Raw genomic sequence first — 26,214 nt, 5'->3', positions numbered from 1 at the left:
TCAGCCGAGCAGCCGCTCGACGAGCGCCGCCGCGCGCGCCTCCACCTCCGGATCCTGGACGATGGCCCGGCCCCACTCACGCTGTGTCTCGCCGGGCCACTTGTTCGTGGCGTCGATCCCCATCTTGCTGCCCAGCCCGGCTTCGGGCGAGGCGAAGTCGAGATAGTCGATGGGCGTGTGCTCGGCGATCAGCGTGTCGCGCGCCGCATCCACGCGCGTGGTGAGCGCCCAGATCACTTCCTGCCAGTTGCGGATGTCGACGTCCTCGTCCACCACCACGATGAACTTGGTGTACATGAACTGGCGCAGGAAGCCCCAGATGCCAAACATCACACGCTTGGCGTGCCCTGGATAGGCCTTTTTGATCGACACCAGCGCCATGCGGTAGGAGCAGCCCTCCGGCGGCAGGTAGAAATCGACGATCTCCGGATACTGGCGCTGCAGCAGCGGCACGAAGACTTCGTTCAGGGCCACGCCCAGCACCGCCGGCTCGTCAGGCGGCTTGCCGGTGTAAGTGGTGTGGTAGATCGCATCGCGCCGCAGCGTGATGCGCTCGAGCGTGAGCACGGGGAAGACCGCCTGCTCGTTGTAATAGCCCGTGTGATCCCCGAATGGACCTTCGAGAGCCGTGTCGCCGGGATGGATGTGCCCTTCGAGCACGATTTCGGCGCGCGCCGGCACCTGCAAGCCCCCCACGGCCTCGGTGAGCTCGGTTTTGGCGCCGCGCAGCAAGCCGGCGAACTGGTACTCGGAAAGGGTATCGGGCACCGGCGTGACCGCGGCGAGGATGGTGGCCGGATCGCAGCCGATCACCACCGCCACGGGAAAAGGTTCGTCGGGGTGCAGCCGGGCGTGTTCGGCGTAATCGATCGCCCCGCCGCGATGGGCGAGCCAGCGCATGATCACCCGGTCTGACCCGATCACTTGCTGGCGGTAGATCCCCAGGTTCTGGCGCTTCTTGTGCGGCCCGCGGGTAACCACCAGCCCCCAGGTGATGAGCGGACCCGCATCCCGCGGCCAGCAGTGCTGGATGGGCAGCCGGGAAAGGTCGAGCTCCGCCCCCTCCCACACTACTTCGCGGCAGGGCGCGCGCGAGACGACCTTCGGCGCCATGTCGAGCACCTTGCGCAGCACCGGCATCTTCTCCCAGGCGTCGCGCCAGCCCCGCGGCGGCTCCGGTTCTTTCAGATAAGCGAGCAGGCGCCCGACGTCGCGCAGCGGCTCGCGCCAGTCGCCGTCCTCGCCCACGTCCTGCCCCATGCCCAGCAACACCCGGCGCGGCGTGCCGAAGAGATTGGCAAGCGCCGGGATCGAATGCGTCCGGCCTTGGGTGTGCGGACGCTCGACGAGCAGCGCCGGTCCCTGGCGTCGCAGGATGCGCTCGGCAAGCGCCGTGAGCTCCAGGTGCGTATCCACGGGTTCGGACACCCGTTTGAGCTCGCCCAGCGCCTCGAGCCGGGCGCAGAACTCGCGCAGATCGGCAAACGCCACGGCGCTCATCCCAGATCGGCGAGCAGCGCGCGCACCTCGGCCACGAGGGACTGCGCCGCCGCGGCAGAGGCTTGCTGCCAATCCTCGCCCCCACTCGCGTAGAGGATGGCGCGCGAGGAATTGAGGATCAGGCCGGGAAACTCGGGACGCCACCAGCCGGCGCGCACCGTGGCCGCCAGGTCGCCGCCCTGCGCACCGATGCCCGGCACGAGCAGCGGCACGCCCGGCGCGAACGAGCGCACCCGCGCCACTTCCTGCGGCCAGGTCGCGCCCACCACCAAGCCCGCCTGCCCGTTCGTATTCCACGGGCCAGCAGCCAGGCGCGCCACGCGCTCGAAAAGCCGCTCGCCGCCAGCCAGCTCCAGCGCCTGCAGCTCGGCGCTTCCCGGATTGGACGTGCGGCACAGCACGAACACCCCCTTGCCCGGGTAAGCGAAGAAAGGTTCGAGCGAGTCGCCGCCCAGATAGGGATTCACCGTGACCGCATCGGCCCCGTAACGCTCGAAGGCTTCGCGCGCATAGTGGCGGGCGGTGGAGCCGATGTCACCGCGCTTGGCGTCCAGGATCACGGCAATGTCGGGATGATGCAGCTTCACGTGGGCGACGAGCCGCTCGAGCACGCTCTCCAAACCCAGGGCGGCGAAATGCGCGATCTGCGGCTTGAAGGCGCACACGTAAGGCGCGCACGCCTCGATCACCTCGCGGCAGAACACCCAGACCCCCTCGGCGAGCGGCAAAGCGCGCACGCTGCGCGGCAGGCGTTCCGGTTCCGGATCCAGCCCCACACAGAGTAGCCGCGCCGGATCGCGCCAGCGCCCGCGCAGCAATTCGAGGAAAGCCGTCTGCGTCACTTCGTTCTCCCTTCAAGCACGCCACAGATCGAGCACGACGCCGGCAAAGAGCACGAGCCCGATGTAGTTGTTGTGCAGGAATGCCTTGAAGCAGCGCGCCGGCTCGCGCGTGCCGATGAGCTCCAGATGGTAAGCAGCGATGCCCGCGGCCACCACCAAGGAGACGAGGAAAGGCGCCCCAGCCCCGGCGAGGATGCCGGCGCGCGCCCACAGGGCAAAGGCCGCGAGGTAACAGAGAAACACCGCCAGCACGTCCCAGCGCCCGAAGGTGATGGCCGAAGAATGCACCGGCAGTTTCAGGTCGTCGGGGCGGTCGGCCATGGCGTATTCGGTGTCGTAGGCGATGGTCCAGAAGAAGTTGGCGGCAAAGAGCGTCCAGCACGCCGCGTCGGTTTCGCCGCGGATCGCCACCCAGGCCATGGGGATGCCGAAGGAAAACGCCACGCCCAGGTAAGCCTGGGGCACCGGCAGAAAGCGCTTGGTGAAGGGATAGGTGGCAGCGATCACGAGCGCCGGCACCGACCACGCCACCACCCTCCAGCCCAGGGGCAGCACCAGGAGGAAGGCAAGCCCGGCCAGCACCGCGGCGACCTTGAGCGCCTCCTGGGGCGAGATCTTTCCGGCGGCAAGCGGCCGCTCGCGCGTGCGTTCGACGTGGGCATCGAAGTCGCGGTCGGCCCAGTCGTTGATGGCGCAGCCCGCCGAACGCATGAGGAAAGTGCCTACCACGAAAACGAAGAAGACCCCCGGCGGCGGCACCCCGCCTGCGGCCCACCACAGGGCGATCAGAGTCGGCCACAGCAGCAGCAGCGTGCCGATGGGGCGATCACCTCGGATCAGTTGCCAATAGAGCGGCAGGCGCGCGCTCCAGTCGAAATTCGCGTTCATCGCTCGTCACGTCGGTGCCATGAGAAAGTCGATCGGCGGCAGGAACACCTCACTCACGAGTAGCGGCGCCCCCGCCCGCCAAAAGAGCGAGCGCCGCGCCCACAAGCCCGGCGGCACTTCCCGCCACAGCGCCGATGCGCGATGATACCGCGGATCGCGCGCATCGAGCCGCACCGTCTGCACGGTGCCGCGGTGCACCGTCGGATCGGTGAAGAGCGCCGCGCCCAGCGGACGGTTGCCGATGCGCTGCAGCAGGCGCCACGGGTATCGCAGCCCCTGCCGCGTGGCGAGCGAGCGCGCGAATACCACCGGCGCGCCGTCGGCGAGCAGCGCCACCTCGCGCACGCGCACCCTCGCCCGGATTGGCACGTTCAGGGCGATCGCCTCGTCCGGATAGGGGTGACCCCACCCCTCGAACAGGCGGCGCACGGCGAACTCCCGGCAATGCGCCCGGATGCGGGCGGTGAGCGAGCCGCGTTCGGCCAGCCATGGCCCCAGGCGGCGCGGCGCCCCCAAAGCCAGCCCGGCGCGCCAGCGCGGCACGAAGAAGAGCGTGCCCTCAGGCATGGAGCCACGCCCCGCCGCCCGGCACCCAGCGCCGGATGAGGGTCTCGGCGAGCGCCGGATCGCGCGCGAGCACCTCGTCGGCGAGCTGCTGCGCGAGCGGCACCAGATCCTCGTCCGCCACCAGGTCGGCCACGCGCAGGCTGGGCACGCCGCTCTGGCGCAGCCCGACGAATTCGCCCGGGCCGCGCAGCCGCAAATCCTCGCGCGCGAGCGCGAAACCATCGTCGTTGGCGCGAATCGCCGCGAGCCGTTCGCGCGCCGTGGCCGACAGCGGCTCGCCGTAGCACAGCACGCAAAAAGACGCCTCGCTGCCACGCCCCACGCGCCCGCGCAGCTGATGCAGCTGCGCCAGGCCGAATCGCTCGGCGTGATCGATCACCATGAGGCTCGCGTTGGCCACGTCCACGCCCACCTCGATCACGGTGGTCGCCACCAGCACGTCGAGGGCGCCAGCCACGAACCGCGCCATCACCTCCTGCTTTTCTTCATTCTTGAGCCGCCCGTGCAGTAGGCCGACCCGCAGCTCCGGCATCGTCTCGGCAAGCTCCTGCCAGGTGGCGGTCGCCGCCTGCAGGTCCAACACTTCCGATTCTTCGATCAAGGGGCAGACCCAATAGGCCTGTCGCCCCTGGGCGCACCAGCGGCGCACCCGCTCGATGAGCTCGCCTCGGCGCCTCTGCGACAGCAGCACGGTCTGCACCGGCTGGCGCCCCGGCGGGCGCTCGTCGAGCAGCGACACTTCCAGGTCGGCGTAGATCGCCAGCGCGAGCGTGCGCGGAATGGGGGTGGCGGACATCATCAGAAGGTGCGGCGAGAGCCCCTCGCCTGCCTTCGCGCGCAGGGCGAAGCGCTGGCGCACGCCGAAGCGGTGCTGCTCGTCGACCACCGCGAGCGCCAGACGCGGCAGAGCCACCGCCTCTTCGATGAGCGCGTGCGTGCCGACCACCAGCAGCGGTTCCCCTTCGGCAAGCCGGGCGCGCAGCGCCTGCGCCGCCTTGGCCGGGGTGGCGGCGGTGAGCAGCGCCACCTCGATCCCGGCCGGAGCGAGCCACTCACCGAGTTTGCGCGCATGCTGGACGGCGAGGATCTCGGTGGGCACCATCAGCGCTCCTTGGTGCCCTCCATCCAGCGCCCGCGCGAGCGCGAGCGCCGCCACCACCGTCTTGCCGCTGCCCACGTCGCCCAGGAGCAAGCGGTGCATCGGATGGGGTTTTTCCAGATCGGCGTCGATCTCGGCGAGCACCCGCCGCTGCGCGGCGGTGAGGGTAAAAGGCAATGCCTCGCGCAGCGCCCGGCGCACCGGACCTTCTTCTTCGGGCAAGGCCGGTGCCGTGGCCGCGAGCCGCACGGCGCGCGCGCGGCGCATCGACGCCTGCTGCGCCACCAATTCCTCCAGCTTGAGGCGGCGGCGCACCGCCGTCAGCCGCGCTTCATCCGCACCGGCGGGGGGCGTGTGCAGGAATTCGAGCGCCTCGCGCAGCGGTGGCAAGTGCTCACGCGCGCGCAGCGTCTCGTCGAGCCACTCGGCGGGCGCAACCACCTCCAGCGCCCGGCGCACCAGACGGCGCAAAAGCCCCTGCGACAATCCTTCCACGCTCGGATAGACCGGCGTGAGGCGATCGGGCAGGGGCGATTCGATCGGCACCAGCCGCGGATGGAACATCTCGCGCTCGCCGAAGAACCCGACCCGGATTTCACCGAACCAGCGCATGTGCTTACCCGGCTCCAGCCGTTTGGCGGTACCGGCATAGACGTGCAGCCAGCGCCCGGTGAGCAGGCCCGTGCCATCGTCCAGATGCGCGACGAGCTGTGGTCGCGGCCCCTCCTTGCGCTCCACCCGCACGATGCGGCCTTCCACGAGCACGGACGAACCGGCCTGCGCCTGCGCCACGGGCGTGACGCGCGTCTCGTCTTCGTAGCGCAGCGGCAGGAGAAAAAGGAGATCCTCGGGGCGCATCACCCCGAGTTTCACCAGGCGCGCGGCTACCGCCGGGCCGACGCCCGGCCAGGATTCCAGCGGATGGCGGAAAGGCGCTTGCGCAGGCAAGGCCGGATCACGCCCCCAGCCAGACGACGGCCTCGGCCTCCACCATCGCCCCGCGCGGCAGCCCTTTCACCTCCACCGCCGAGCGTGCAGGATAGGGCGCGGTGAAGTAGCGCGCCATCACCTCGTTGACGGTGGCAAAATAAGACAGATCGGTGAGAAAGACCGTGAGCTTGACCACCTGATCGAGGCTCGCCCCGGCCGCCTCCACCACCGACTTCAGATTGGCGAACACGCGCTCGCACTGGGCGGCGAATTCGGCCGGAAGCGTCATCGTGGCCGGATCGAGCCCCAGCTGGCCGGAGAGATAGAGCGTATCGCCGGCGAACACCGCCTGGGAATAGGTGCCGATCGCCGCCGGAGCCTTGTCGGTATTGACGTGACGTCGCATTGCCCTGCTCCTTACGCCCGCACGACCATTTCACAGCTGAAGCGCTCGAGCACTTTCTGCAGTCCGCGGCGCGCGGCGGTGTTGATGAGGAGCGGCCCCATGAAGTTCGCCCGCAAGCCGGTGTCCTGCGGCGTGTTCGCCTCGGCTCCATCGGCTCGGCGCACGATCACGGCCAAGGCCACATCCTCGGGCTTTTCGATCTGCAACTGGGCCGCCTCGCCGTCGGAGAGGGTGATCTCGTAGCGCACGCCCAAGGCATCCGGGCTCACCACGGAAAAGGCCACTTCGGGATCGTCCAGACTCTGCAGGATGAAGACCTTGGGACGATCTTCGCCCGCCTTCCCTTCCGCATCGTGCGCCAGCATGAAACGCTTGCACGCCTCGAACCCTGGTAGGCCATTGGGAAACTCGATCACCTTGTCTTCGGCCACGTCCACTTCGCCCAACACCGGACTTTGCAGTTTCATCGCACACCTCCTTACCGTTGATTTGAATGTCTCACTTGACCTGCATCACACCGGCAGCGCCGAGCTTGTGCTGGCGTTTGAGCCGTTCGGCCACCTGCTGCGCTTCCTGGCGCGTGGCATAAGGGCCGACCAACACCCTGGACTGCAGCCGCGCCGGAAAACCCAGCGCATCCAGCTGCCCGGCGAGTCGCTCGGCAGCGTCCAGCCGGCCAAACACGCCCACCGGCACATAATATCCCTTGTCCAGAGGTTTCGAACGCATAGCAAAGGGGGATTTCTCCGGCATTTCCGCCGCTGGGGCGGGCGCAGACGCCTCGCCGTGCTGGGTTTCCGCTCCGCGGAGATCGTTGCCGGGAGAAATGCGCTCGGTATGCTCGGCCGTGGCGCGTTCCGGCGCAGCCGGTTCGGGGCGAGTTTGCTCCGGCGAAGCGCTGGCGTTTCCGGCGAGTTTGCTCCGGCGAAGCGCTGGCGTTTCCGGAGGGCGGTTCGGGAGAAACAGGGGCAACGCGCGCCGACACTTTCGCCGCAACGACGGGCACCGCGACGGGGGGCGCAGGTTCGGGCGCCTTTTGCTCGTTCGCCAGGTACCACAGCGCGAAAGCCGCCACGGCGGCGAGCACCGAGGCGGGCACCACCCGCTTCCAGGGAAAAGGTGTGGAAGTCCCCTTGCCCGCCTTCATGGTGCAGTTCCCCGGTCGCCGCGCGCCATCGCCACCAACAGCTCCGCCTCGCCGAGCGTGATGCCGCAGCGCGCGGCGATCGCTGGTGCATCGAGCCCACGGCGGGCAAGCACCATCGGCTCTACATATTCGGGGGAAGCGGCGAGCGGTTCGACGGGGGAAGGCGCCGGAGCCGGTTCTGCCGCAGCAGACTGTTCGAGGCGCTGCAATCGGTCGAGGATCTGCTGCAGCTGACGGGCGTGCTCATCGAGCGCGTGCTGCATCGCCTCACAGCGGCGCTCCAGCGTCTTCACCGTGAGATCGAGCCCGAAAGGAGCGGCCGACTGCGGCAAAGGCGGAGAAGCCATCCGTTGCCGGACACGCCACCAGCGCACGACCTCGAACACCACCCAGGCGATGCTCGCCACCAGGATCCCGCCGATCACCCACTGCACGCTCAGCGCTCCGCCGTCCTTTACCTCGGCAATGATAAAGCCGTCCGGCATTCCCGCCAAGCGGGGAAGATCGAGGCATGCACCGAAAGCGCGTTCAGCGACCGCGGAAACGTGGCTTGCGCTTGGCGAGGAAGGCTTCGATGCCTTCGACGAAATCCTCGGTGGCGCTGCAGTCGCCAAACGCCTCGGCCTCGGCGAGGAGCTGCGCTTCCAGGCTCTGTTCGAGCGAATCGGCGAGCAGCGAGCGGATACGCCCATAGGCATAGCTCGGTCCGGCGGCCAGGCGTGCGGCCAGCGCCTCGACTTCGGCATCGAGCGCTTCGGGCGCGACCACGCGGTTGACGATCCCCAGCTCCAGGGCACGCTGCGCGTCGAATCGCTCCGAGAGGAGGAAAAGCTCCGCCGCACGCCGGCTACCGACCGCCCGGGGTAAGAAGTAGGACAACCCCCCGTCGGCCGGAAGCCCCAGCATGGCATAGGCCGTGGTAAACACCGCGTCGCTCGAGGCGATCGCCAGATCGCAGGCGAGCATGAGCGACATGCCGAAGCCGGCGCAGGCGCCGCTCACCTTCGCCACTACCGGACAGGGCACGCGGCTCAGGCGCTCCACCACCGGATTCACCCGCTGCTCGATCGCGGTGCGAAACGTTTCACGTCGCTCGCCGGGCGTGCGGTCGAGCAGGCGGGAGAAATCGCGGATGTCGCCGCCGGCCATGAAATGCCCGCCGCGCCCGCTCACCACCAGCACGCGCAGATCGGGACGCTGCACCAGGGCGGCGCTCGCCGCGTCGAGCGCTTCCATCATGTCGAACGACAAGGCGTTGAGCGACTCCGGACGGTTGAGCTCCAACCGTCCGATTCCGTCGACCACCTCCCACAGCACCGTCTGTGCCATGCTTCCTCCCGTCTACACCCGCTCGAAGATCCCCGCTGCCCCCATACCCGTGCCGATGCACATCGTCACCATGCCATAGCGCACCTTCGGGTCGCGTTGCATCGCCGCCATCAGGGTGGCGGTACGGATCGCTCCGGTTGCCCCCAGAGGATGGCCCAAAGCGATCGCCCCGCCCAGCGGATTCACCTTGGCCGGATCCAGCCCCAGCGTGCGCATCACCGCCAACGATTGCGCCGCGAACGCCTCGTTGAGCTCGATCCAGTCGAGATCATCCTGTTTCAGGCCGGCACGCTGCAAGGCTCGGGGGATGGCTTCCACCGGACCGATTCCCATCACCTCCGGCGGCACGCCGACCACCGCGTACGATACCACGCGGGCAATGGGCCGCACTCCATAGCGTTCGAGCGCCGCTTCGGACATCAGCAACACTGCCCCCGCCCCGTCGGACATCTGCGAGCTGTTGCCGGCGGTCACGCTGCCGCGCGCAGCGAATACCGGTTTGAGGGAGGCGAGCCGCTCCGGTGAGGTATCGCGCCGCGGCCCCTCGTCGATCTCGGCCATCGACTCGCGCACCGCCACCGTTCCCTCGGCGCCGGGCAGGTGCGTTCGTACCATCAGGGGAGCGATCTCGTCGCGGAAGTACCCTGCGTCGATTGCCGCCACTGCCTTGCGGTGTGATTCCAGGGCGAAGGCATCCTGATCCTCACGCGACACGCCATATTTGCGTGCCACCACCTCTGCGGTCAACCCCATCCCGTAAGCGATGGCCCGGTTCTCGTCCGATTCCACCACCTTCGGGTTGAGGCTCACCTTGTTGCCCATGATCTGCGGCATCACGCTCATCGACTCGGTGCCGGCCGCGATCATCACGTCGGCCTCGCCCAGCCGGATGCGAGCCGCCGCGTCGGCCACCGCCTGCAGGCCGGAAGCGCAGAACCGATTGATTGTCACGCCCGGCACTTGCACCGGAAAACCAGCCAGCAAGAGGCCGATGCGGGCCACGTTCATCCCCTGCTCGGCCTCGGGCATGGCGCAGCCCGTGATCACGTCGCCGATCTCCGCCAGATCGAGCGACGGCACCTTTTCCGTCACCGCTCGCAGCACGTGCGCCAGCATGTCGTCCGGTCGTACATGGCGTAGCATCCCGCCCTTGCGACCCACCGGCGTGCGTACCGCTGCCACCACATAGGCATCCTGCCCTCGTTTGCTCATCGTTGCTCCTTTCCTCAGTTGCGCAGCGGTTTGCCCGTTGCGAGCGTATGTGCGATGCGTTCCAACGTCTGGGGCGTGCGCAGCAGCGCCATGAATTCGCGCCGCTCCACCGCCAGCAGCCATTCCACCGGCACCCGGGCTCCGCTCTCCACTTCCCCTCCGCACAACGCAGTGGCCACCCCCTTGCCGACACGGTAGTCGTGCTCGGAAATGAATCCCCCTTCGCGCATATTGACCAGCATCATCTCGCAGGTGGCAATGCCGTTTCGCCCCGCCACCACGACCTCACGCTCGGGCAGCGGCGGACGGTAGCCCGCCTCGGCCAGAGAGCGGGCACGACGGATCGCCACATAGAGCAATTCCTTCGGGTGCATCACCACGTCGTCCCCGACCCGGCCATAGCCGATCGCCTGCGCCTCGAGCGCACTGCGCGAGACCTTGGCCTTGGCCACCTGCTCGAACATCGGCTGAATGAACGCGAAGACGTCACCGCCAGCGGTACGCCGGGCCATGCGATGCGCCTGGATCGCCAGTTCCTTGCATCCGCCCCCGGCCGGAATGAGCCCCACGCCCACCTCCACCAGACCGACGTAGGATTCGAGCGCGAACACCCGATGCGCCGCATGCAGAGCGAACTCGCAGCCCCCGCCCAAGGCCATGCCCTCGATCGCCGCCACCACGGGAATCTCGGCGTGCTTGAGCCGCATGGATGCCTGCTGGAATCGTTCGACCATGGTCTCCAGTTGATCGAACCGGCCAGCCTGTGCCGCCTCGAGCACCTGCTTCAGGTCGGCGCCCAGCGCAAACGGAGCCTCGTGCCACAGCACCAGCGCATCGAGCTCACGCTCGGCCCGCGCCACTGCCTCCAGGATGCCCTCGATCACCGCTGCGCCCAGCGTGTGATGGCGGGTGCGCACCGAGACGATCCCCACGCCCTGGTCCTGATCGGGGCGACGCCACAGGCGCACCCCCTCGTTCTCCCACAAGGTCTCGCCCGGATCGTCGAATCTTTCCCCCAAGACCCTGTCGGGATAGAGCTGACGCCGATATACCGCGAGCGAAGAGCGTCCCACCCACGTGCTGCGCGCCGCGCTCCACGAACCCTTGGCCGAGTGCGTGCCTTCGAGCCCCTCCACCCAGGCTGGCAGCGGCACGTTGGCGAGCGTGAGGCCGGCGGCACGATCTTCCTCGATCGACCGGGCGATGTCGCGCCAACCCGCCGCCTGCCAGGTCTCGAAAGGCCCCATGGCCCAGCCGAACCCCCAGCGCATCGCCAGATCGACGTCGCGGGCGCTGTCGGCGATCGTCGCCAGATGGAAAGCGCAGTAGTGGAACACGTCGCGAAACAGCGCCCACAGAAACTGGGCCTGAGGATGCCCGCTCGCGCGTAGCCGGGCAAAGCGCTCGCGCACATCGCGCAGGGCGAGGATCTCCTCCACTTCCGGCGCCACTTCTCCCTGGGCCGGACGGTAAGTCCCGGCGGATAGATCGAGCACCAGGATGTTCCCTTTCTCCTTGCGATAGACCCCGGCGCCGCTCTTCTGCCCCAAGGCACCCTGCCGGATCAAGGACTCCAGCCACTGGGGCACGCGAAAGACGCCATGCCAGGGGTCCTCGGGAAGGGTCGTCTGCATCGTCCCGATGACGTGTGCCAGCGTGTCCAACCCCACCACGTCGGCCGTGCGGTACGTCGCGCTTTTGGGACGGCCGATGCGCGGCCCCGTGAGCGCGTCGACCTCATCGAACCCCAGGCCCAGCCGCTGCGTGTGATGCATCACCGCGAGGATGGAAAACACGCCGACGCGGTTGGCGATGAAGTTGGGCGTATCCTTGGCCCGGATCACCGATTTCCCCAAGCGCGTCGTCAACCAACCCTCCAGCGCATCGAGCCGTGCTGCGTCGCTACCCGCATGCGGCACCAGCTCCACGAGCGGCAAGTAGCGCGGTGGATTGAAGAAATGGATGCCGCAGAAATTGCGGCGCACCGCCTCGGGCAGCGCCTGCGCGAGCGCAGTGATCGACAGGCCCGACGTGTTCGAGGCCAGCGTGACCCCTTCCGCGAGAAAAGGCGCCACGCGTTCATAAAGGGACTGTTTCCAGTCCAGGCGCTCGGCGATCGCCTCGATCACCAGATCGCACTCGCGCAGCGCCTCCAGATCGTCGTCGTAATTGGCCGGTTGAATCCAGCCGAGCCGCTGCGACTCGGCCAGCGGCGCCGGATCGAGGCGCTTCAGCCCCTCGAGCGCCCTGAGCACCGTCGCATTGCGATCCCCCTCGCCCGAGGGTAGATCGAACAACACCACCGGCAGGTCGGCATTGGCGCAATGCGCGGCGATCTGCGCCCCCATCACCCCGGCGCCGAGCACGGCCACCTTGCGGATCCTCAGACGTTCCACTCGCTTCTCCTTGCTTCACACGAATACCCTGCTCGCCAAACCCGCACACTTAAAACGAACGGGAATATTGCACCCCAGCCAGCCACACATCGCCTTCGTATTGGCCACGCACCCATCCCTTCCCTTCAGCCATCGCGTTGCGGTCGATGCGCGTGTCGTCGATGAACAGATACGCCAGCCCTAGGTCTACCCGGTTGTCGGCATCCGGCATCCAGCGAGCCCCCAGCGATACCCAGATGCGGTCGTTGTCCGGCAGCGCCGTGAGCCGACGCTCGGCATCGCGCACCGCCGACTCGTCGTAGGCCACCCCAAACTTCAGTAACCAGTGCTCATCGTAACGATAGCGTGCTCCCAAAGCCACGCGCCATGTATCCTGAAAACGAGTAGCCAAAGTATCGGCCACCGAACCGGACTGAACCCCGCTCGAACGGTAGATTGGCAGCACGTTCAGACTGCTCCAGCCAGTCCACGACACGTCGGCGAGGATCTCCCACCGCTCACCAACTCCCTGCGCCGCACTGGCGATGAAGGTATCTGGCAGATCCACCGACACCTCGGCGTCGACGCCGGCCAAGCCAACCCGTGGGTTGCTCAGCACCGGCGCAGCCGGGCCTCTGGCCTCGATGTCGCCATCGAGATCGTGCTTCACCTTGGATCGATAGGAGAACCCCAGCTTGGTCCTTTCGGTGGGGGTAAAGAGTATGCCCACGTTCCACCCCCAGGAGACATCGTCCGCTTCGAGGCGTAACTTGGTTCGCTGCATCGCCGCATCGCTTACACCGAAGGATTTCAGAGGCCCCGGCGCCGCCACGCCTGCGTAGCGATCGTATGTCGCCTCGAAACGCTGTACGCTCACCCCGAATCCCAGCGAGACCGCCTCATTCACCTTGAATGCCAGGGAAGGATTGACGTTGATCGTCTTGATCTCGAACTTGGTCGAATGGAATCGGCCGATCCAGTCGTCGTCGTACTCCGTCACGAGACCGAAGGGCACGCCCATCCCCAGGCCGAGCCACAAGCGATCGTTGATCTTCTGCGAATAATAGCCGTTGGGTACCGCTGCCCAACCGCCGGCATCCCCGCCGTTGCTGCCGGTCAAGGGTGCGCCTGGCGCCGCAAGACTCCCTCTGTCATCGAACTTGAAACTGGGTTTGATCGCCGCCACGCCGAGTGAGACCTCGCGGGCTTTCAGACGTGTCATTCCCGCCGGGTTATAAAAAATTGTTCCGGCATCGTCGGCCACGGCAGCCGAACCAGCATAAGCATTGCCGATGCCGCTCGCGCTCTGTTCGATGAGCTGAAAACCGCTGGCCAGCGCCGTGGAACTGGCGGCGAACAACGACGGAATTACCACGGCCAAAAGTTTCTTCTTCATTGCTCGTCTCCTCCTCTTCGTCACGAACCGACGGGCATACGCCCGCTCTTTCTTTTTTACCTGCCACGTTCCGACGAAGCCTCCTCGGCAAGCCGGACCGTTCAGCTCCCCTCTATGGGGCGTTTGTTGCCCTGCGCATCGAGCGCCACGTAGGTGAGCCGGGCTTCGGTGACCTTCACCACGACCGGACGCTCGGGATGGCGCTCGGCGAAGACCTCGACGTCCACCGTGATCGAGGTACGCCCCACCGAGACGATCTCCGCATACAGACTCACCACGTCACCCACGGCAATGGGCTGTTTGAACACGAAGCTGTTGACCGCCACCGTGGCCACGCGCCCTCGGCTGCGACGGCGCGCTGGCAAGGACCCCGCGATGTCGACCATCGCCATCACCCAGCCCCCAAACACGTCGCCCGCCGGATTGAGATCCGAAGGCATTGGCATCACCCGCAATTCCGGTTGACGATCTGGCAGCACATCCGACATGGTTTTCTCCTGAGGACACGAATCGAGCTTCCATGATAGCCGACCCATACTCCTCTTTCTGGCAAAAAAAGGCGCTCGCCCGAAGGCGAGCGCGACCACCAAGGGAGGGAGGGAACTCTGGAGAACGCATGGGATGCACCAATTGTTTCGTACGTTTGTTTGAATAATAGCACAAAAAATTTTTGAGGCAATGGTTCACGGAGAAAAATGCCGATGAAGGGGAGGAATAAACCAGGAAAGGGTCGTGCACCGCGAAAACCACCTCGAGTAGAATCCGGGCAAAGGGTCTTGGCAGTCGAGGTATCGAGGCGACAAGCCGCCCTGCAGCCGTCCATTCCGGGCTGCCAGGCATCGGCCCATCCAAGGGAAAGAATGCGCCTGATGATAAAATGCCGGGAGAGGGAGTCGAACCCTCACGGTGTCGCCACCGGCGGATTTTGAGTCCGCTGCGTCTACCTGTTCCGCCATCCCGGCGCGGAAGAAAGATTATATGCAAGAACCCAGCCTACGCAAAGCCCCGTCGCTGACGGTGCACGACTTCGATTTTTCCCTGCCGCCCGAGCTCATCGCCCAGGCGCCGCTACCCGAGCGCAGCGCCAGCCGTCTGCTCGTGCTCGAGGGCGAAGCGCTGCACGACCGGCTCTTTCGCGATCTGCCCGGATTTCTCGAAGAAGGCGACCTGCTCGTCTTCAACGACAGCCGGGTGATCCACGCGCGCCTTTTTGGGCGCAAGGAAAGCGGCGGCGCGGTAGAGGTGCTCGTCGAGCGGCTCGTCGGCACGCAGGAAGCGCTCGCCCAGGTGCGCGCGAGCAAGCCCCCGCGCCCGGGCATGCGCCTGCGGCTGGAAGAGGCTTTCGACGTCGAAGTCGTGGGCCGCGACGGCGAGTTTTACCACCTTCGGCTCGTCGGCGAAGGCGATCTGCCCCGCCTCGTCGAGCGGCACGGCCGGCTGCCGCTGCCGCCCTACATCGCCCGTCCGGCCGAGCCGGAAGACGAAGCGCGCTACCAGACGGTCTATGCCCGCACACCCGGCTCGGTGGCCGCGCCCACCGCCGGCCTGCACTTCGACGAATCCCTGCTGCGGCAGCTGGCTGAGCACGGCGTAGACACCGCCTGGGTGACGCTGCACGTCGGCGCCGGCACGTTTCAGCCGGTACGCGTCGAGCGTCTCGACGAACACCGCATGCACCGCGAACGCTACTGGATCCCGGAAGAGACGGTGGCGCGCGTCGCCCGGGCAAAAGCGCGCGGCCGCCGCGTGATCGCCGTGGGCACCACCAGCCTGCGCGCCCTCGAAGGCGCCGCCCAGGGCGGAGCGCTGCGCCCCGGCAGCGGCGAGACCGAGCTCTTCATCACGCCGGGCTACGAGTTTCGCGTGGTCGATGCGCTGGTGACGAACTTCCACCTGCCCCGCTCGACGCTGCTCATGCTGGTGTCGGCGCTCGCCGGGCTCGATCGCGTCCGCCGCGCCTATGCCCACGCGATCGAACGGCGCTACCGCTTCTTCAGCTATGGCGACGCGATGTTCATCCCGCGCCGCTTCGCACGCTGACTTCCGGTCATCGAGGAATTCCCATGAGCGATACTCCCGCCTTTACCCTGCTTGCCACCGACGGCGCCGCCCGGCGCGGACGGCTGCATCTGGCGCACGGCACGGTGGAGACCCCCATTTTCATGCCGGTGGGCACCTACGGCACCGTCAAGGCGATGACGCCGACGGCGCTCGAAGACGTGGGCGCGCAGATCGTGCTCGGCAACACCTTCCACCTCTGGCTACGCCCGGGGCTCGAGGTGATCCGCCGCCACGGGGGGCTACACCGCTTCATGGGCTGGAACAAGCCGATTCTCACCGATTCGGGCGGTTTCCAGGTGTTCTCGCTCGGAGCGCTGCGCAAGATCAGCGAAGAAGGCGTGCGCTTCGCCTCCCCCATCGACGGGGCCCGCTGTTTCCTCACCCCGGAAGTCTCGATGCAGATCCAGACCGTGCTCGATTCCGACGTGGTGATGATCTTCGACGAATGCACGCCCTACCCCGCCACCGAAACGCAGGCGGCCGAATCGATGCGTCTGTCGCTGCGATGGGCTCAGCGCTCGCGGGCCGAATTCGACCGGCTGGGGAATCGCAACGCGCTCTTCGGCATCGTGCAGGGCGGCATGTACGAAGCGCTGCGCGACGAGTCGCTCGCCGGGCTCATGGAGATCGGCTTCGACGGCTATGCCATCGGCGGGCTATCGGTGGGCGAACCCAAGGACGAGATGCGGCGCGTGCTGGAATACGTCGCGCCCAGGCTGCCGCAGACGCGGCCGCGCTATTTGATGGGCGTGGGCACGCCGGAAGACCTCATCCACGGCGTGGACGCGGGCGTGGATATGTTCGACTGCGTCATGCCCACGAGAAACGCACGCAACGGGCTGCTCTTCACCCGCTACGGCGACGTGAAGATCCGCAACGCGCGCTATCGCGAGGACACCGCCCCGCTCGACGAGACCTGCAGCTGCACCACCTGCCGCCATTTCACCCGCGCCTACCTGCATCACCTCTACCGCACGGGCGAAATCCTGGCGAGCATCCTCAATACCACGCACAACCTGCACTTCTACCTGACGCTCATGGCGGAGCTGCGCACGGCGATCGAACGAGGAAACTTTGCCGAAACGGCGGCGCGACTCCTCGTCGAGCGGCAACGCGGGGTGTAACCCGGCAGCTCAGTGCCGCTCTCGCCGGCCCCACGCGCACGGTGCCACGAAGTACGCCGGAATCGATTCGCCAACGCTCAGGCGAAGACGTTGACCGAATTGCCCAGATGCGGCGGGTTCGAGGCTGCGGCCGGCGCCTGCTGCACCTGGGGCAGGGCCGAGAGCAGCGCCTGCGCCGTGCTTTCCTGCACGTCGAGCGCCTTTCTCATCACGGCGGTGCCAACCTGGTCTTGCAACTTCGCCTGTTGCATGGCGCTCATCATGCTGGCGACACTGACGGCGTCCATGGCACGCTCCTTTTCCAAGAGTCACGATATTATTTTAGTCCATCGGGACGAGGATACGTTCCCCAGACAAAAAAAGAGCCCCGCTCGCGCGGGGCTCCCGGACGGCCTTCCCGGCCCACCGAGCGGGCCGGAACGGCAGATTACATGTCCATGCCGCCCATGCCGGCCATGGGGTTGGCGGCAGGTTTGTCTTCCGGAACTTCGGCCACCATGGCTTCGGTGGTGAGCATCAGACCGGCGACGGAAGCGGCGTTTTGCAGCGCGGTGCGCGTGACCTTGGTCGGGTCGAGCACGCCCATCTCGATCATGTCGCCGTATTCGCCGGTGGCGGCGTTGTAGCCGAAGTTGCCCTTGCCTTCGAGCACCTTGGCCACGACCACGCTGGCTTCTTCACCGGCGTTGGCCACGATTTCACGCAGCGGCTGCTCGACGGCGCGCATCACGATCTTGATGCCAGCGTCCTGATCGTGGTTGGCGCCCTTGAGCCCTTTGGCGAGCACCGCTTCGCGCGCACGCAGCAGGGCCACGCCACCGCCCGGGACGATGCCTTCCTCGACCGCGGCGCGGGTCGCGTGCAGGGCGTCCTCGACGCGGGCCTTCTTCTCTTTCATCTCGACTTCGGTGGCCGCACCGACCTTGATCACCGCCACGCCGCCGGCGAGTTTCGCCACACGCTCTTGCAGTTTCTCGCGGTCGTAGTCGCTCGTGGCCTCTTCGATCTGGACGCGAATCTCTTTGATGCGCGCCTGGATCTTGGCCGGATCGCCCGCCCCGTCGATGATGGTGGTGTACTCTTTGCCCACTTCGACGCGCTTGGCTTGGCCGAGGTCGGCGAGCGTGGCTTTCTCGAGCTGCAGGCCAAGCTCTTCGGAGATGACCGTACCGCCGGTGAGGATGGCGATGTCTTGCAGCATGGCCTTGCGCCGGTCGCCGAAGCCCGGAGCCTTGACGGCGCAGGTCTTCAGGATGCCGCGCAGGTTGTTGACCACCAGCGTGGCGAGCGCTTCGCCTTCGACGTCTTCGGCGATGATGAGCAGCGGACGGCCCGCTTTGGCGACCTGCTCGAGCACCGGCAACAGCTCACGGATGGAGCTGATCTTCTTGTCGTGCAGCAGGATGTAGGGGTTGTCGAGGACGGCGATCTGCTTCTCGGCATTGTTGATGAAGTACGGCGAGAGGTAGCCGCGGTCGAACTGCATCCCTTCGACCACTTCGAGCTCGTTTTCGAGCGACTTGCCGTCTTCGACCGTAATCACGCCTTCTTTACCGACCTTGTCCATCGCCTGAGCGATGATGTCGCCGATCGACTGGTCGGAGTTGGCGGAGATGGCGCCGACCTGGGCGATCTCCTTGCTGGTGGTGCAGGGCTTGGAGATCTTCTTGAGCTCGTCGACGATGGCAGAGACCGCCTTGTCGATGCCGCGCTTGAGATCCATCGGGTTCATGCCGGCGGCGACGTACTTCATGCCTTCGCGCACGATGGCCTGGGCGAGCACGGTCGCAGTGGTGGTCCCGTCACCGGCCACGTCCGAGGTCTTGGACGCGACTTCTTTCACCATCTGCGCGCCCATGTTCTCGAACTTGTCCTTGAGCTCGATTTCCTTGGCGACCGACACGCCGTCCTTGGTCACGGTGGGGGCGCCGAAGCTGCGCTCCAGCACCACGTTGCGACCTTTGGGGCCGAGCGTGACTTTGACGGCATTGGCCAGAACATTGAGACCCGCCACCATCCGCTCGCGGGCAATATCACCGAATTTGACTTCCTTGGCAGCCATGGATCATGCCTCCTGAGAATATTCTGAAATAAAGGGGAGTCGCGACGCGATCACTCTTCGATCACGCCGAGGATGTCTTCTTCACGCAGCACCAGCAGCTCTTCGCCGTCGACTTTCACCGTCTGGCCGGCGTATTTGCCGAAGAGGATCTTGTCGCCGGGCTTGACCGACATGGGGCGCACTTTGCCGTCTTCGAGGATCTTGCCGTTGCCCACGGCGATCACTTCGCCCTGATCGGGTTTCTCGCCGGCAGTGTCCGGAATCACGATACCGCTGGCGGTCTTGCGCTCGGATTCCAGACGCTTGACGATCACGCGATCATGCAAAGGACGGATTTTCATGGTATCGACTCCTCTGGTTCGGGTACAGGTTGAACACACCCAACGGCGGCCCGTTGTTAGCACTCACCGTTGTCGAGTGCTAATAATAGGGATGTTCGGGCGAAATTTCAAGAGGGGGCGATGCGCCCCGCGCCATTTCTTCGAGGGCGCGAGGCGTCGGGCGGGGAGAAATCAGGAGGCGTCGGCCTCTTCGTGATAGGCGCGCACCCGCTCGACCTCTTCCTTGGAGCCGAGGATCACCGGTACGCGCTGGTGCAGCCGCTGCGGGACGATCTCGAGGAGGCGGCGCCGCCCGTCGATGGCCGCCCCACCGGCCTGCTCCACCAGCAACGCCATGGGGTTGGCCTCGTAGAGCAGGCGCAGCTTGCCGCCCTGGGCGCGGTTCTTCGCATCCAGCGGATAGAGGAAGATACCCCCGCGCGAGAGCGTCCGGTGCACGTCGGACACCATGGAAGCCACCCAGCGCATGTTGAAATCGCGCCCGCGCGGCCCTTCCTTGCCGGCGATGAGTTCCTCGATGTAGCGGCGCACCGGCGGCTCCCAAAAGCGCATGTTGGAGCAGTTGATGGCGAATTCGCTCGTCTGGGGCGGAATCGTCATGAAAGGATGGGTATAGACGAAGTAGCCGAACTCCCGATCGAGCGTGAAGCCGTGCACGCCGTTGCCGGTGGTGAGGACGAGCTGGGTGGCCGGACCGTAGATGGCGTAACCGGCGGCTACTTGTGCCGTGCCCGGCTGCAGGAAGGACGCTTCGGTGGGAATGGCCTCGCGATCGGGATTGCGCAACACCGAGAAGATGGTGCCCACGGAAATATTGACCTCGATGTTGGAGGAGCCGTCGAGCGGATCGAACAAAAGCAGGTAGCCGCCGCGCGGATACTCGAAGGGGATGTGGCAGATCTCCTCGACTTCTTCGGAAGCCATGGCGGCGAGGTGCCCGCCCCATTCGTTGGCCTGCAGCAGCAGCTCGTTGGCGATGACGTCGAGTTTCTTCTGCACTTCGCCCTGGACGTTCTCGACTCCGGTCTCGCCATGCACGTCCCACAGCTTTCCTTTGGAGATGGTCACCGCGATGGCCTTGACGGCGCGGGCGACGACCTCGACGAGGAGCCGCAGGTCGGCATCGAGCCGTCCGGCGCGTTGTTCTTCGATGAGGAATTGCGAGAGGCTGACACGGCGCATGAGGAAGACTCCAGCAGTTGGCGGAAAGAGGAATTATCGCGCCAAGCCCGTCCGTTTGGCACGATCGCGACGATAAAGGCGGATCGCGCGCGAAAAAATTTGGGCTATATTCTTCGACTCACCGACTTGGAGAAAGCCGATGATCGAACGCATCCCCGACGACACCGACCTGCCCGAGCTGACGCTGCGCGGCATGCTGCTCGGTGCCGTGCTCACCGTGGTCTTCACCGCGGCCAACATTTATCTGGGGCTCAAAGTGGGGCTGACGTTTGCCTCCTCGATCCCCGCGGCGGTGATCTCCATGGCGGTGCTGCGCCGTTGCCGCGGAGCGAACATCCTCGAAAACAACATGGTGCAGACGCAAGCCTCTGCCGCTGGCACGCTGTCGGCCATCATCTTCATCCTGCCGGGTCTGCTGATGATCGGCCACTGGCAGGGATTCCCCTTCTGGCTGACGGCGGCGGTGTGCGGCGTGGGCGGGCTCCTGGGGGTGCTCTACACCATCCCCTTGCGGCGGGTGATGGTGGTCGACAGCCCTCTGCCCTATCCGGAAGGCGTGGCGGCGGCGGAGATCCTGCGCGTGGGCGAACTCGCGCGGGAAAAAGACAATGCGCAGGCCCTTGCCCAAGGACAGGCGCAGGCGCGCGAGATCGCCTTCGGCGGCCTGCTCGCCGCGCTCGTCACCCTTTTTTCCGGCGGTTTTCGCCTGCTCGCCGAAAGCTTCACCGCCTGGATCCCGCTCGGGGCAGCTGCGGTGCGCCTGTCGGTGGGCTTTTCGCTCGCGCTCGTCGGCGCCGGCTATCTCATCGGCCTGGCGGCGGGGCTGGCGATCCTGTTGGGACTCGTCCTCGCCTGGGGCGTGATCGTGCCCTGGCTGACGATTCAGGCCGCGCCCGCACCAGACCAGACGCTGCCGGCGCTCGCCATGAGCCTGTGGCGCCAGCAGGTACGATTCTTCGGCGCCGGTACCATCGGCGTCGCCGCGATATGGACGCTCGCCACGCTCGCCAGACCCATGTGGGACGGAATCCGTACCGCGCTCGAGTCGGTACATCTGGGCAATGGCGCTGGTGCTGCCCCTCGTACTGAACGGGATCTCTCGCCCCGGGCGATCATGGCGGTGGGTCTGGCCTCGCTCCTGGTGTTGCTCGTCATCTTCCACCGCTTCCTCTATGCAGCCGACTCCGGCCTTGCTCCCCTTGCCTATGGCGCCCTGGTGCTCGCCTGCGTGCTCTTCGCGGCGCTCTTCGGCTTTCTCATCGCCGCCGCGGCCGGGTACATGGCCGGCCTCGTCGGCTCTTCGAGCAGCCCCATCTCCGGCATCGGCATCCTGGCCGTGATCCTCGTCTCGCTCATGCTGCTCGGATTCGGCGCCGCGGCACCGCAGCTCACCGGCGCCAACGAAGGCAAGCTCGCCGTGGCCCTGGCGCTCTTCACCACCTCGGTGGTGGTGGCGATCGCGGCCATCTCCAACGACAACCTGCAGGATCTCAAGACCGGCTACCTCGTCGGCGCCACCCCCTGGCGCCAGCAGGTCGCCCTGATGATCGGCTGCGTGGTGGGTGCCTTGGTGATCCCGCCGGTGCTCGAGCTCCTTTACCAGGCCTACGGGTTTGCCGGCGCCCTGCCGCGCCCCGGCATGGATCCGGCGCAGGCACTTGCCGCTCCCCAGGCCACGCTCATGACGGCGATCGCCATGGGCATCTTTCACGCCACGTTGGAATGGAAGATGATCCTGGGTGGCGTGGCGCTCGGCGTGGTGCTCATCGTCATCGACCGGTTCCTGCGCCGCAGCGGCGCCGGTTCCCTGCCGGTACTCGCCGTGGGGCTGGGCATTTACCTGCCGCCGACCATCGGCATGACCTTGGTGGTCGGAGCGCTGCTGGGTCATGCCGTCGAACGCGCCCTGGCTCGCCGACCAGCGGCCGAACGCGAAGAGCCCCGGCGCCGCGGCGTCCTGCTCGCCTCGGGTTTCATCGTCGGTGAGAGCCTTATGGGCATCGTGCTCGCCGCGCTCATCGCGGGCACCGGCAAGGAAGCACCGCTCGCGCTCGTGGGCGAAGGGTTCGAGCCGGTGGCGCAATGGCTGGGACTGGCGGTGCTCGCCTCGGTGTGCATCCTTTTCTATCGTCGGATCGCCTTACGCTGAATCCGGCAGGAACGCCGCCGGTTTGCGCCTACCAGCGCACCGGCGGCAAACACTCGAACCCCGGCTTGGCGAAGAAATACCCTTGCATCAGCGCCACGCCGCGCGCGGCAAACCAATCCACCTCTTCGGCCTGTTCCACTCCTTCGGCGAGCACCTTCACGCCCAGCTCCCGACAGGTGAGCAGCAAACCTTCCAGGATCGCCTGTTTGATGCGGTCACGATGCACATCGCGCACCAGGGCCATGTCGATCTTGATGAGATCGGGCATGAAGCGCGCCAGCATGTTCAGCCCCGAATGACCCGCGCCGAAATCATCGAGCGCGGTGAGGAAACCGCGCGAACGGTAATAGGCGAAGATGTTCGTGAGATGCTCGACCTCGTCGATGCGCTCCCCCTCCGTCACCTCGAAGAGGATCTTCTCGGCCGGAAAGCCACATTCCTTCGCTGCCTCCAGGGTACTGCGAATGCACAGGGACGGTTCATAGACCGCATTGGGCAAAAAGTTGATGCTCAGATGACGGTCCAGCCCCAGGCGGCTCGCCAGGGTGATCGCACGCACACGGCAGGCCTGGTCGAACGCGTAGCGGTTGGTATCGTCGACCCGACCGAGCACGGTCATCGCCGGTTCGCCCTGGGGTCCGCGCACCAGCGCCTCGTAGCCGAACACTTCGCGCTGAGCCACGTCCACGATCGGCTGAAAGGCGAAAGTGAAGGCGAATGCTACTTCCTCGCGGCAGCGGTCGCAGCCGGAGCGCAAGACTTCTTCCGGGGGAAACAGGGTGGGCATGGCAGGACCTCCGGCGTGCAGGCAATGGCTGCATGATAGCAGCGGGCGGCCTCGCCCTACAGCGCGTTGCGCAGCCCCAGCCGCGGCGGATGCGGCTCCAGATAGACCTGCTGCGCCAGATAAGAATCGGGATGGCGGCGCAGATGGTGACGCAAGAGCACCATCGGCGCGACGAGCGGCACCACGCCCTGGCGATACTGCGCGATGAGCTCCTGCAGCTCCTGGCGCTCCTCGGACGGCAATACCCGACGCAGGTAACCGGCCAGATGCTGCAGCACGTTGGCGTGCGTGCCGCGCGTGGCGCGCCGCCTCAGGGCGGCCATGAACGCCGGAAAGTAGTGCGCCGCGAACGCCTCGGGCGTCTCCTCGCCGAGTCCGGCCACCATACGCCCCAGGGTACGGTAACCCGCGGGGTCGTGCGCGAGCAGCAGATACTTGTAGCGCGAATGAAAAGCGATGATCGCCCCGCGCGTGAGTCCCGCGGCGAGCAGGCGTCGCCACTCGCCGTAGGCGCGCACCCGAACGACGAAATTCTCCAGCAGTACCGGATCGTGCAATCGCCCTTCCTCTTCGATGGGCAGCTCCGGCAGCCGGCGCGCCAGCGTGGCCGCAAAGATGCCGCTACCGAACTGCGGCGGTCGATCGTCCTGCCGATAGACCTTCACCCGGAAGAGCCCACAGGAAGGCGAGCGCTGCATGAGAATGACCCCGCTCACCCCTTCCAGCGTCGCCACCGTGCGCTCGGACCATTCTTGCAGACGCTCGGTCACGTCGAGCGTGGCATCGCCCACCCCCACGGCCCGGGGAGATTCGGGGGAACCGACGAGGCGGATGGGCGGACGCGGCGTGCCCAGTCCGATTCCGACTTCCGGACACAAAGGTACGAAATCGAACGCCTGGCCCAGAAGTTCCACGCACAAGGCCGATCGCTTGTGCCCGCCGTTGTAGCGCACCGGGTGCCCCAGCACGCAGGCACTCACGGCGAGCTTCAGGCGCTCCGCCCCTTGGATGGTCTGCCTTTCATTCTCCACGCCCTGGCCCATCGTTTTCCTCCCACTGTATCAAAACCACCGGCACCCAGCCACGCAAGGCATTGAGAAAAGCAAGCGCTTCGGCAGAGTCGAGCTCCTCGCGGCGAATCATTCGCTCGACGAGCCGCCCTTGCGCCAAGAGCAGGTGGCGCATCACGCCATCGAGCAAGCCACAGCACAGCGGCGGGGTATACCACGTCTCACCAAAACGCACCGCGACGTTGCCGCGCGTGAATTCGGTGATCTCACCGGATTCATTCCACAGCAAGGTGTCGAATATCCCGGCGCGGCCGAGCGCCTCGTAGGCCTCGCGTCGAGTCGTCTTGTAGCGCACGAACTCGCTCGTGCCATCGATAGGCGAGTGGGCGAGCATCACTTTGGGGCACTCCGGCGTTTCGGGCAAGGCGCCAACCTCGACCGAAACTTTTCCTTCGGCATCGAGCAATAAGCGCAGCCGCCCCGCCGGCTCGGGCCAAGAGTCCATGGCCGAGCGCACCGCCTCTTCCAGAGCCGATTCATCACAAGGATGGCCGAAGTGCCGCGCGGCACGCAACAGGCGTGCCCGATGCAACGGCCAATGGGCCACTTCACCGCCCTCCAAGCGCATCGTCTCGAGGATCTGAAAAGGACGCGCCGCCCGTTCGAGGAAAGCTCGCTTCACACGCCACTCGCGCGCCTCGCTGCGTGCCCGCGCATCGGCGGTGATGGCGCTGCCGATGCCACAGCGCGCCCGCCCCTGCACGATCTCGACGGTGCGGATGGGAACATTGAACGTCGCGTCCCCTCCAGGACGAACCACCCCCATCGCGCCGCAATATACGCCTCGCGGTCCGCCCTCCAGGCGGCGAATCCAATGCATCGCCCGGACCTTGGGCGCACCGGTCACCGATCCGCAGGGAAAAAGTGCCTCGAAGATTTCACGCAAACTCACCGCTTCGCGCAGCTCCGCCTCGACGTCCGAGCTCATCTGCCACACCGTCGGCCAGGCTTGCGTATGGAAGAGCCGCGGCACACGCACGCCGCCGGGTCGGGTCAAACGCGAGAGATCGTTGCGGATGAGATCGACGATCATCACGTTTTCCGCCCGCTCCTTTTCATCCGAACGCAAACGTAGCGCCTGGCGTGCATCCTCTTCGGGTGAAATCCCCCGCGGTGCCGTCCCTTTCATCGGCCGGCACAGAATGCGATTCCCCACCCGATGGAAGAAGAGCTCCGGCGAGACGCTCGCCACCCGACGCCCCTCACCCGTATCGAGAAAGAGCGCATACCCTCCCGGCTGCGCACGGCGTAAAGCGGGAAAGAACGCCAACGCATCCCCCGAAAAGGGACTCTCGACGGGCGCCGTGAAATTGAGCTGGTAGAACTCCCCCTCGGCGATTGCCCGCTGGATGCGCGCCACCGCGGCCCTGAAGGACGCCTCATCCAGCGTCTCGCACCAGCGCAAGGGTGTGTATTCCCCTGTCACGATGGACTCTGGCCACGGCGCAAGCCGATCGAAGAGCGCGAACCAGGCCAGCGGCGATCCCGGCGCGGGCTCATGAGTCTCCAGGGCAGGATCGAATGCGGCGGCGGCCTCGTAGCTTACGTATCCCACGGCCCAGGAGCCGTTCCTCGCCGCAACGTCGATGCGTTCGAGCAACGGGCCCACCTCCTCGTGCCGATTTGCCCCCAGCACCGCCTGCAGACCGACGAAACGACCCCGCAGCGGCGCATCCTCCGCCGTCGGTGCGGCAAAATCGATCCACGCTTCGGGGTTCATGCGCTCATCGCCCATCTTTTCCCCCAC

At 66.4% G+C, this 26,214-nt stretch carries 24 protein-coding genes and 1 tRNA gene; 3 read left to right on the top strand and 22 right to left on the bottom strand.

The window, feature by feature from the left end; all coding sequences use genetic code 11:
- The 15 genes from ubiD to EPD82_RS05040 all read right to left on the bottom strand — a co-directional run bounded on the left by ubiD (position 1) and on the right by EPD82_RS05040 (position 14,653).
- Positions 1-1,491: a 4-hydroxy-3-polyprenylbenzoate decarboxylase gene (gene ubiD, locus EPD82_RS05110; RefSeq protein WP_141056045.1), complete on the bottom strand. Its 1,491-nt coding sequence runs from the start codon at positions 1,489-1,491 to the stop codon at positions 1-3.
- A 5-nt stretch (positions 1,492-1,496) separates the two neighbouring features.
- Complete coding sequence (pyrF, locus tag EPD82_RS05105) at positions 1,497-2,342, bottom strand: orotidine-5'-phosphate decarboxylase (RefSeq protein ID WP_141055950.1); 846 nt, start codon at positions 2,340-2,342, stop codon at positions 1,497-1,499.
- Between the two features lie 12 nt (positions 2,343-2,354).
- The gene (ubiA, locus tag EPD82_RS05100) at positions 2,355-3,230 is read right to left on the bottom strand and encodes a 4-hydroxybenzoate octaprenyltransferase (protein WP_055423616.1); all 876 of its coding nucleotides are present in this window, start codon (positions 3,228-3,230) and stop codon (positions 2,355-2,357) included.
- A 6-nt stretch (positions 3,231-3,236) separates the two neighbouring features.
- Positions 3,237-3,797, bottom strand: coding sequence for a chorismate--pyruvate lyase family protein (locus EPD82_RS05095; protein ID WP_088178276.1), 561 nt, complete (start codon positions 3,795-3,797; stop codon positions 3,237-3,239).
- Positions 3,790-5,844, bottom strand: coding sequence for an ATP-dependent DNA helicase RecG (gene recG, locus EPD82_RS05090; protein ID WP_141055948.1), 2,055 nt, complete (start codon positions 5,842-5,844; stop codon positions 3,790-3,792). The genes EPD82_RS05095 and recG overlap by 8 nt, the downstream gene beginning before the upstream one ends.
- A 7-nt stretch (positions 5,845-5,851) precedes the next feature.
- Entirely contained in the window at positions 5,852-6,232 is a 381-nt protein-coding gene (locus EPD82_RS05085; protein WP_055423617.1) for a RidA family protein, read from the bottom strand.
- Between the two features lie 11 nt (positions 6,233-6,243).
- A complete protein-coding gene (gene fliW / locus EPD82_RS05080; RefSeq protein WP_055423618.1) occupies positions 6,244-6,699 on the bottom strand; it encodes a flagellar assembly protein FliW in 456 nt (151 codons plus the stop codon).
- Positions 6,700-6,730: 31 nt separating this feature from the next.
- Positions 6,731-6,961: an SPOR domain-containing protein gene (locus EPD82_RS05075; protein WP_170210791.1), complete on the bottom strand. Its 231-nt coding sequence runs from the start codon at positions 6,959-6,961 to the stop codon at positions 6,731-6,733.
- A gap of 414 nt (positions 6,962-7,375) precedes the next feature.
- Complete coding sequence (locus EPD82_RS05070; protein WP_055423620.1) at positions 7,376-7,864, bottom strand: DUF2802 domain-containing protein; 489 nt, start codon at positions 7,862-7,864, stop codon at positions 7,376-7,378.
- 43 nt (positions 7,865-7,907) lie between these two features.
- Positions 7,908-8,708 carry an enoyl-CoA hydratase/isomerase family protein gene (locus EPD82_RS05065; protein WP_141055938.1) on the bottom strand — a complete coding sequence of 267 codons (801 nt, stop codon included), beginning with the start codon at positions 8,706-8,708 and terminating at the stop codon, positions 7,908-7,910.
- Positions 8,709-8,720: 12 nt separating this feature from the next.
- Positions 8,721-9,920, bottom strand: a complete 1,200-nt coding sequence (locus EPD82_RS05060; RefSeq protein WP_141055936.1) for an acetyl-CoA C-acyltransferase — start codon at positions 9,918-9,920, stop codon at positions 8,721-8,723.
- Between the two features lie 14 nt (positions 9,921-9,934).
- Positions 9,935-12,316 (bottom strand): 3-hydroxyacyl-CoA dehydrogenase/enoyl-CoA hydratase family protein, encoded by a 2,382-nt coding sequence (locus EPD82_RS05055; RefSeq protein ID WP_141055933.1) that lies wholly within the window; start codon positions 12,314-12,316, stop codon positions 9,935-9,937.
- 49 nt (positions 12,317-12,365) lie between these two features.
- On the bottom strand, positions 12,366-13,691 hold the full coding sequence (locus EPD82_RS05050) for an OmpP1/FadL family transporter (RefSeq protein WP_141055930.1): 1,326 nt from the start codon (positions 13,689-13,691) through the stop codon (positions 12,366-12,368).
- 101 nt (positions 13,692-13,792) lie between these two features.
- On the bottom strand, positions 13,793-14,179 hold the full coding sequence (locus tag EPD82_RS05045; RefSeq protein ID WP_028874684.1) for an acyl-CoA thioesterase: 387 nt from the start codon (positions 14,177-14,179) through the stop codon (positions 13,793-13,795).
- 390 nt (positions 14,180-14,569) lie between these two features.
- Positions 14,570-14,653: transfer RNA gene (locus tag EPD82_RS05040), tRNA-Leu, on the bottom strand.
- A 16-nt stretch (positions 14,654-14,669) separates the two neighbouring features.
- Here EPD82_RS05040 and queA point away from each other — a divergent pair.
- Positions 14,670-15,731 (top strand): tRNA preQ1(34) S-adenosylmethionine ribosyltransferase-isomerase QueA, encoded by a 1,062-nt coding sequence (gene queA / locus EPD82_RS05035; protein ID WP_141055927.1) that lies wholly within the window; start codon positions 14,670-14,672, stop codon positions 15,729-15,731.
- Between the two features lie 23 nt (positions 15,732-15,754).
- A complete protein-coding gene (tgt, locus tag EPD82_RS05030) occupies positions 15,755-16,876 on the top strand; it encodes a tRNA guanosine(34) transglycosylase Tgt (RefSeq protein ID WP_141055925.1) in 1,122 nt (373 codons plus the stop codon).
- Positions 16,877-16,953: 77 nt separating this feature from the next.
- Here tgt and EPD82_RS05025 read toward each other — a convergent pair whose 3' ends face one another.
- From EPD82_RS05025 to EPD82_RS05010, 4 genes are all read right to left on the bottom strand, one after another.
- Positions 16,954-17,163 carry a YjfB family protein gene (locus EPD82_RS05025; RefSeq protein WP_055423626.1) on the bottom strand — a complete coding sequence of 70 codons (210 nt, stop codon included), beginning with the start codon at positions 17,161-17,163 and terminating at the stop codon, positions 16,954-16,956.
- Between the two features lie 140 nt (positions 17,164-17,303).
- Positions 17,304-18,938 (bottom strand): chaperonin GroEL, encoded by a 1,635-nt coding sequence (groL, locus tag EPD82_RS05020; protein ID WP_055423627.1) that lies wholly within the window; start codon positions 18,936-18,938, stop codon positions 17,304-17,306.
- A gap of 50 nt (positions 18,939-18,988) precedes the next feature.
- Entirely contained in the window at positions 18,989-19,279 is a 291-nt protein-coding gene (groES, locus tag EPD82_RS05015; protein ID WP_055423628.1) for a co-chaperone GroES, read from the bottom strand.
- 171 nt (positions 19,280-19,450) lie between these two features.
- On the bottom strand, positions 19,451-20,461 hold the full coding sequence (locus tag EPD82_RS05010; protein ID WP_055423629.1) for a class 1 fructose-bisphosphatase: 1,011 nt from the start codon (positions 20,459-20,461) through the stop codon (positions 19,451-19,453).
- 139 nt (positions 20,462-20,600) lie between these two features.
- Here EPD82_RS05010 and EPD82_RS05005 point away from each other — a divergent pair, with 139 nt between their 5' ends.
- Complete coding sequence (locus EPD82_RS05005; protein WP_141055922.1) at positions 20,601-22,610, top strand: OPT family oligopeptide transporter; 2,010 nt, start codon at positions 20,601-20,603, stop codon at positions 22,608-22,610.
- A 28-nt stretch (positions 22,611-22,638) separates the two neighbouring features.
- Here EPD82_RS05005 and EPD82_RS05000 read toward each other — a convergent pair whose 3' ends face one another.
- From EPD82_RS05000 to EPD82_RS04990, 3 genes are read right to left on the bottom strand one after another with little or no spacing between them, the layout of a single operon-like run.
- Positions 22,639-23,397 (bottom strand): EAL domain-containing protein, encoded by a 759-nt coding sequence (locus tag EPD82_RS05000; protein ID WP_055423631.1) that lies wholly within the window; start codon positions 23,395-23,397, stop codon positions 22,639-22,641.
- A gap of 56 nt (positions 23,398-23,453) precedes the next feature.
- Complete coding sequence (locus tag EPD82_RS04995) at positions 23,454-24,440, bottom strand: YbgA family protein (RefSeq protein WP_141055919.1); 987 nt, start codon at positions 24,438-24,440, stop codon at positions 23,454-23,456.
- Positions 24,418-26,214 carry a chorismate-binding protein gene (locus tag EPD82_RS04990; protein WP_198289033.1) on the bottom strand — a complete coding sequence of 599 codons (1,797 nt, stop codon included), beginning with the start codon at positions 26,212-26,214 and terminating at the stop codon, positions 24,418-24,420. The genes EPD82_RS04995 and EPD82_RS04990 overlap by 23 nt, the downstream gene beginning before the upstream one ends.

The organism is Tepidiphilus succinatimandens, from assembly GCF_006503695.1.
GTDB classification, from domain to species: Bacteria; Pseudomonadota; Gammaproteobacteria; order Burkholderiales; family Rhodocyclaceae; genus Tepidiphilus; species Tepidiphilus succinatimandens.
The sequence above is the reverse complement of the archived record's forward strand: the minus strand, read 5'-3'. Positions and strand labels throughout refer to the sequence as shown.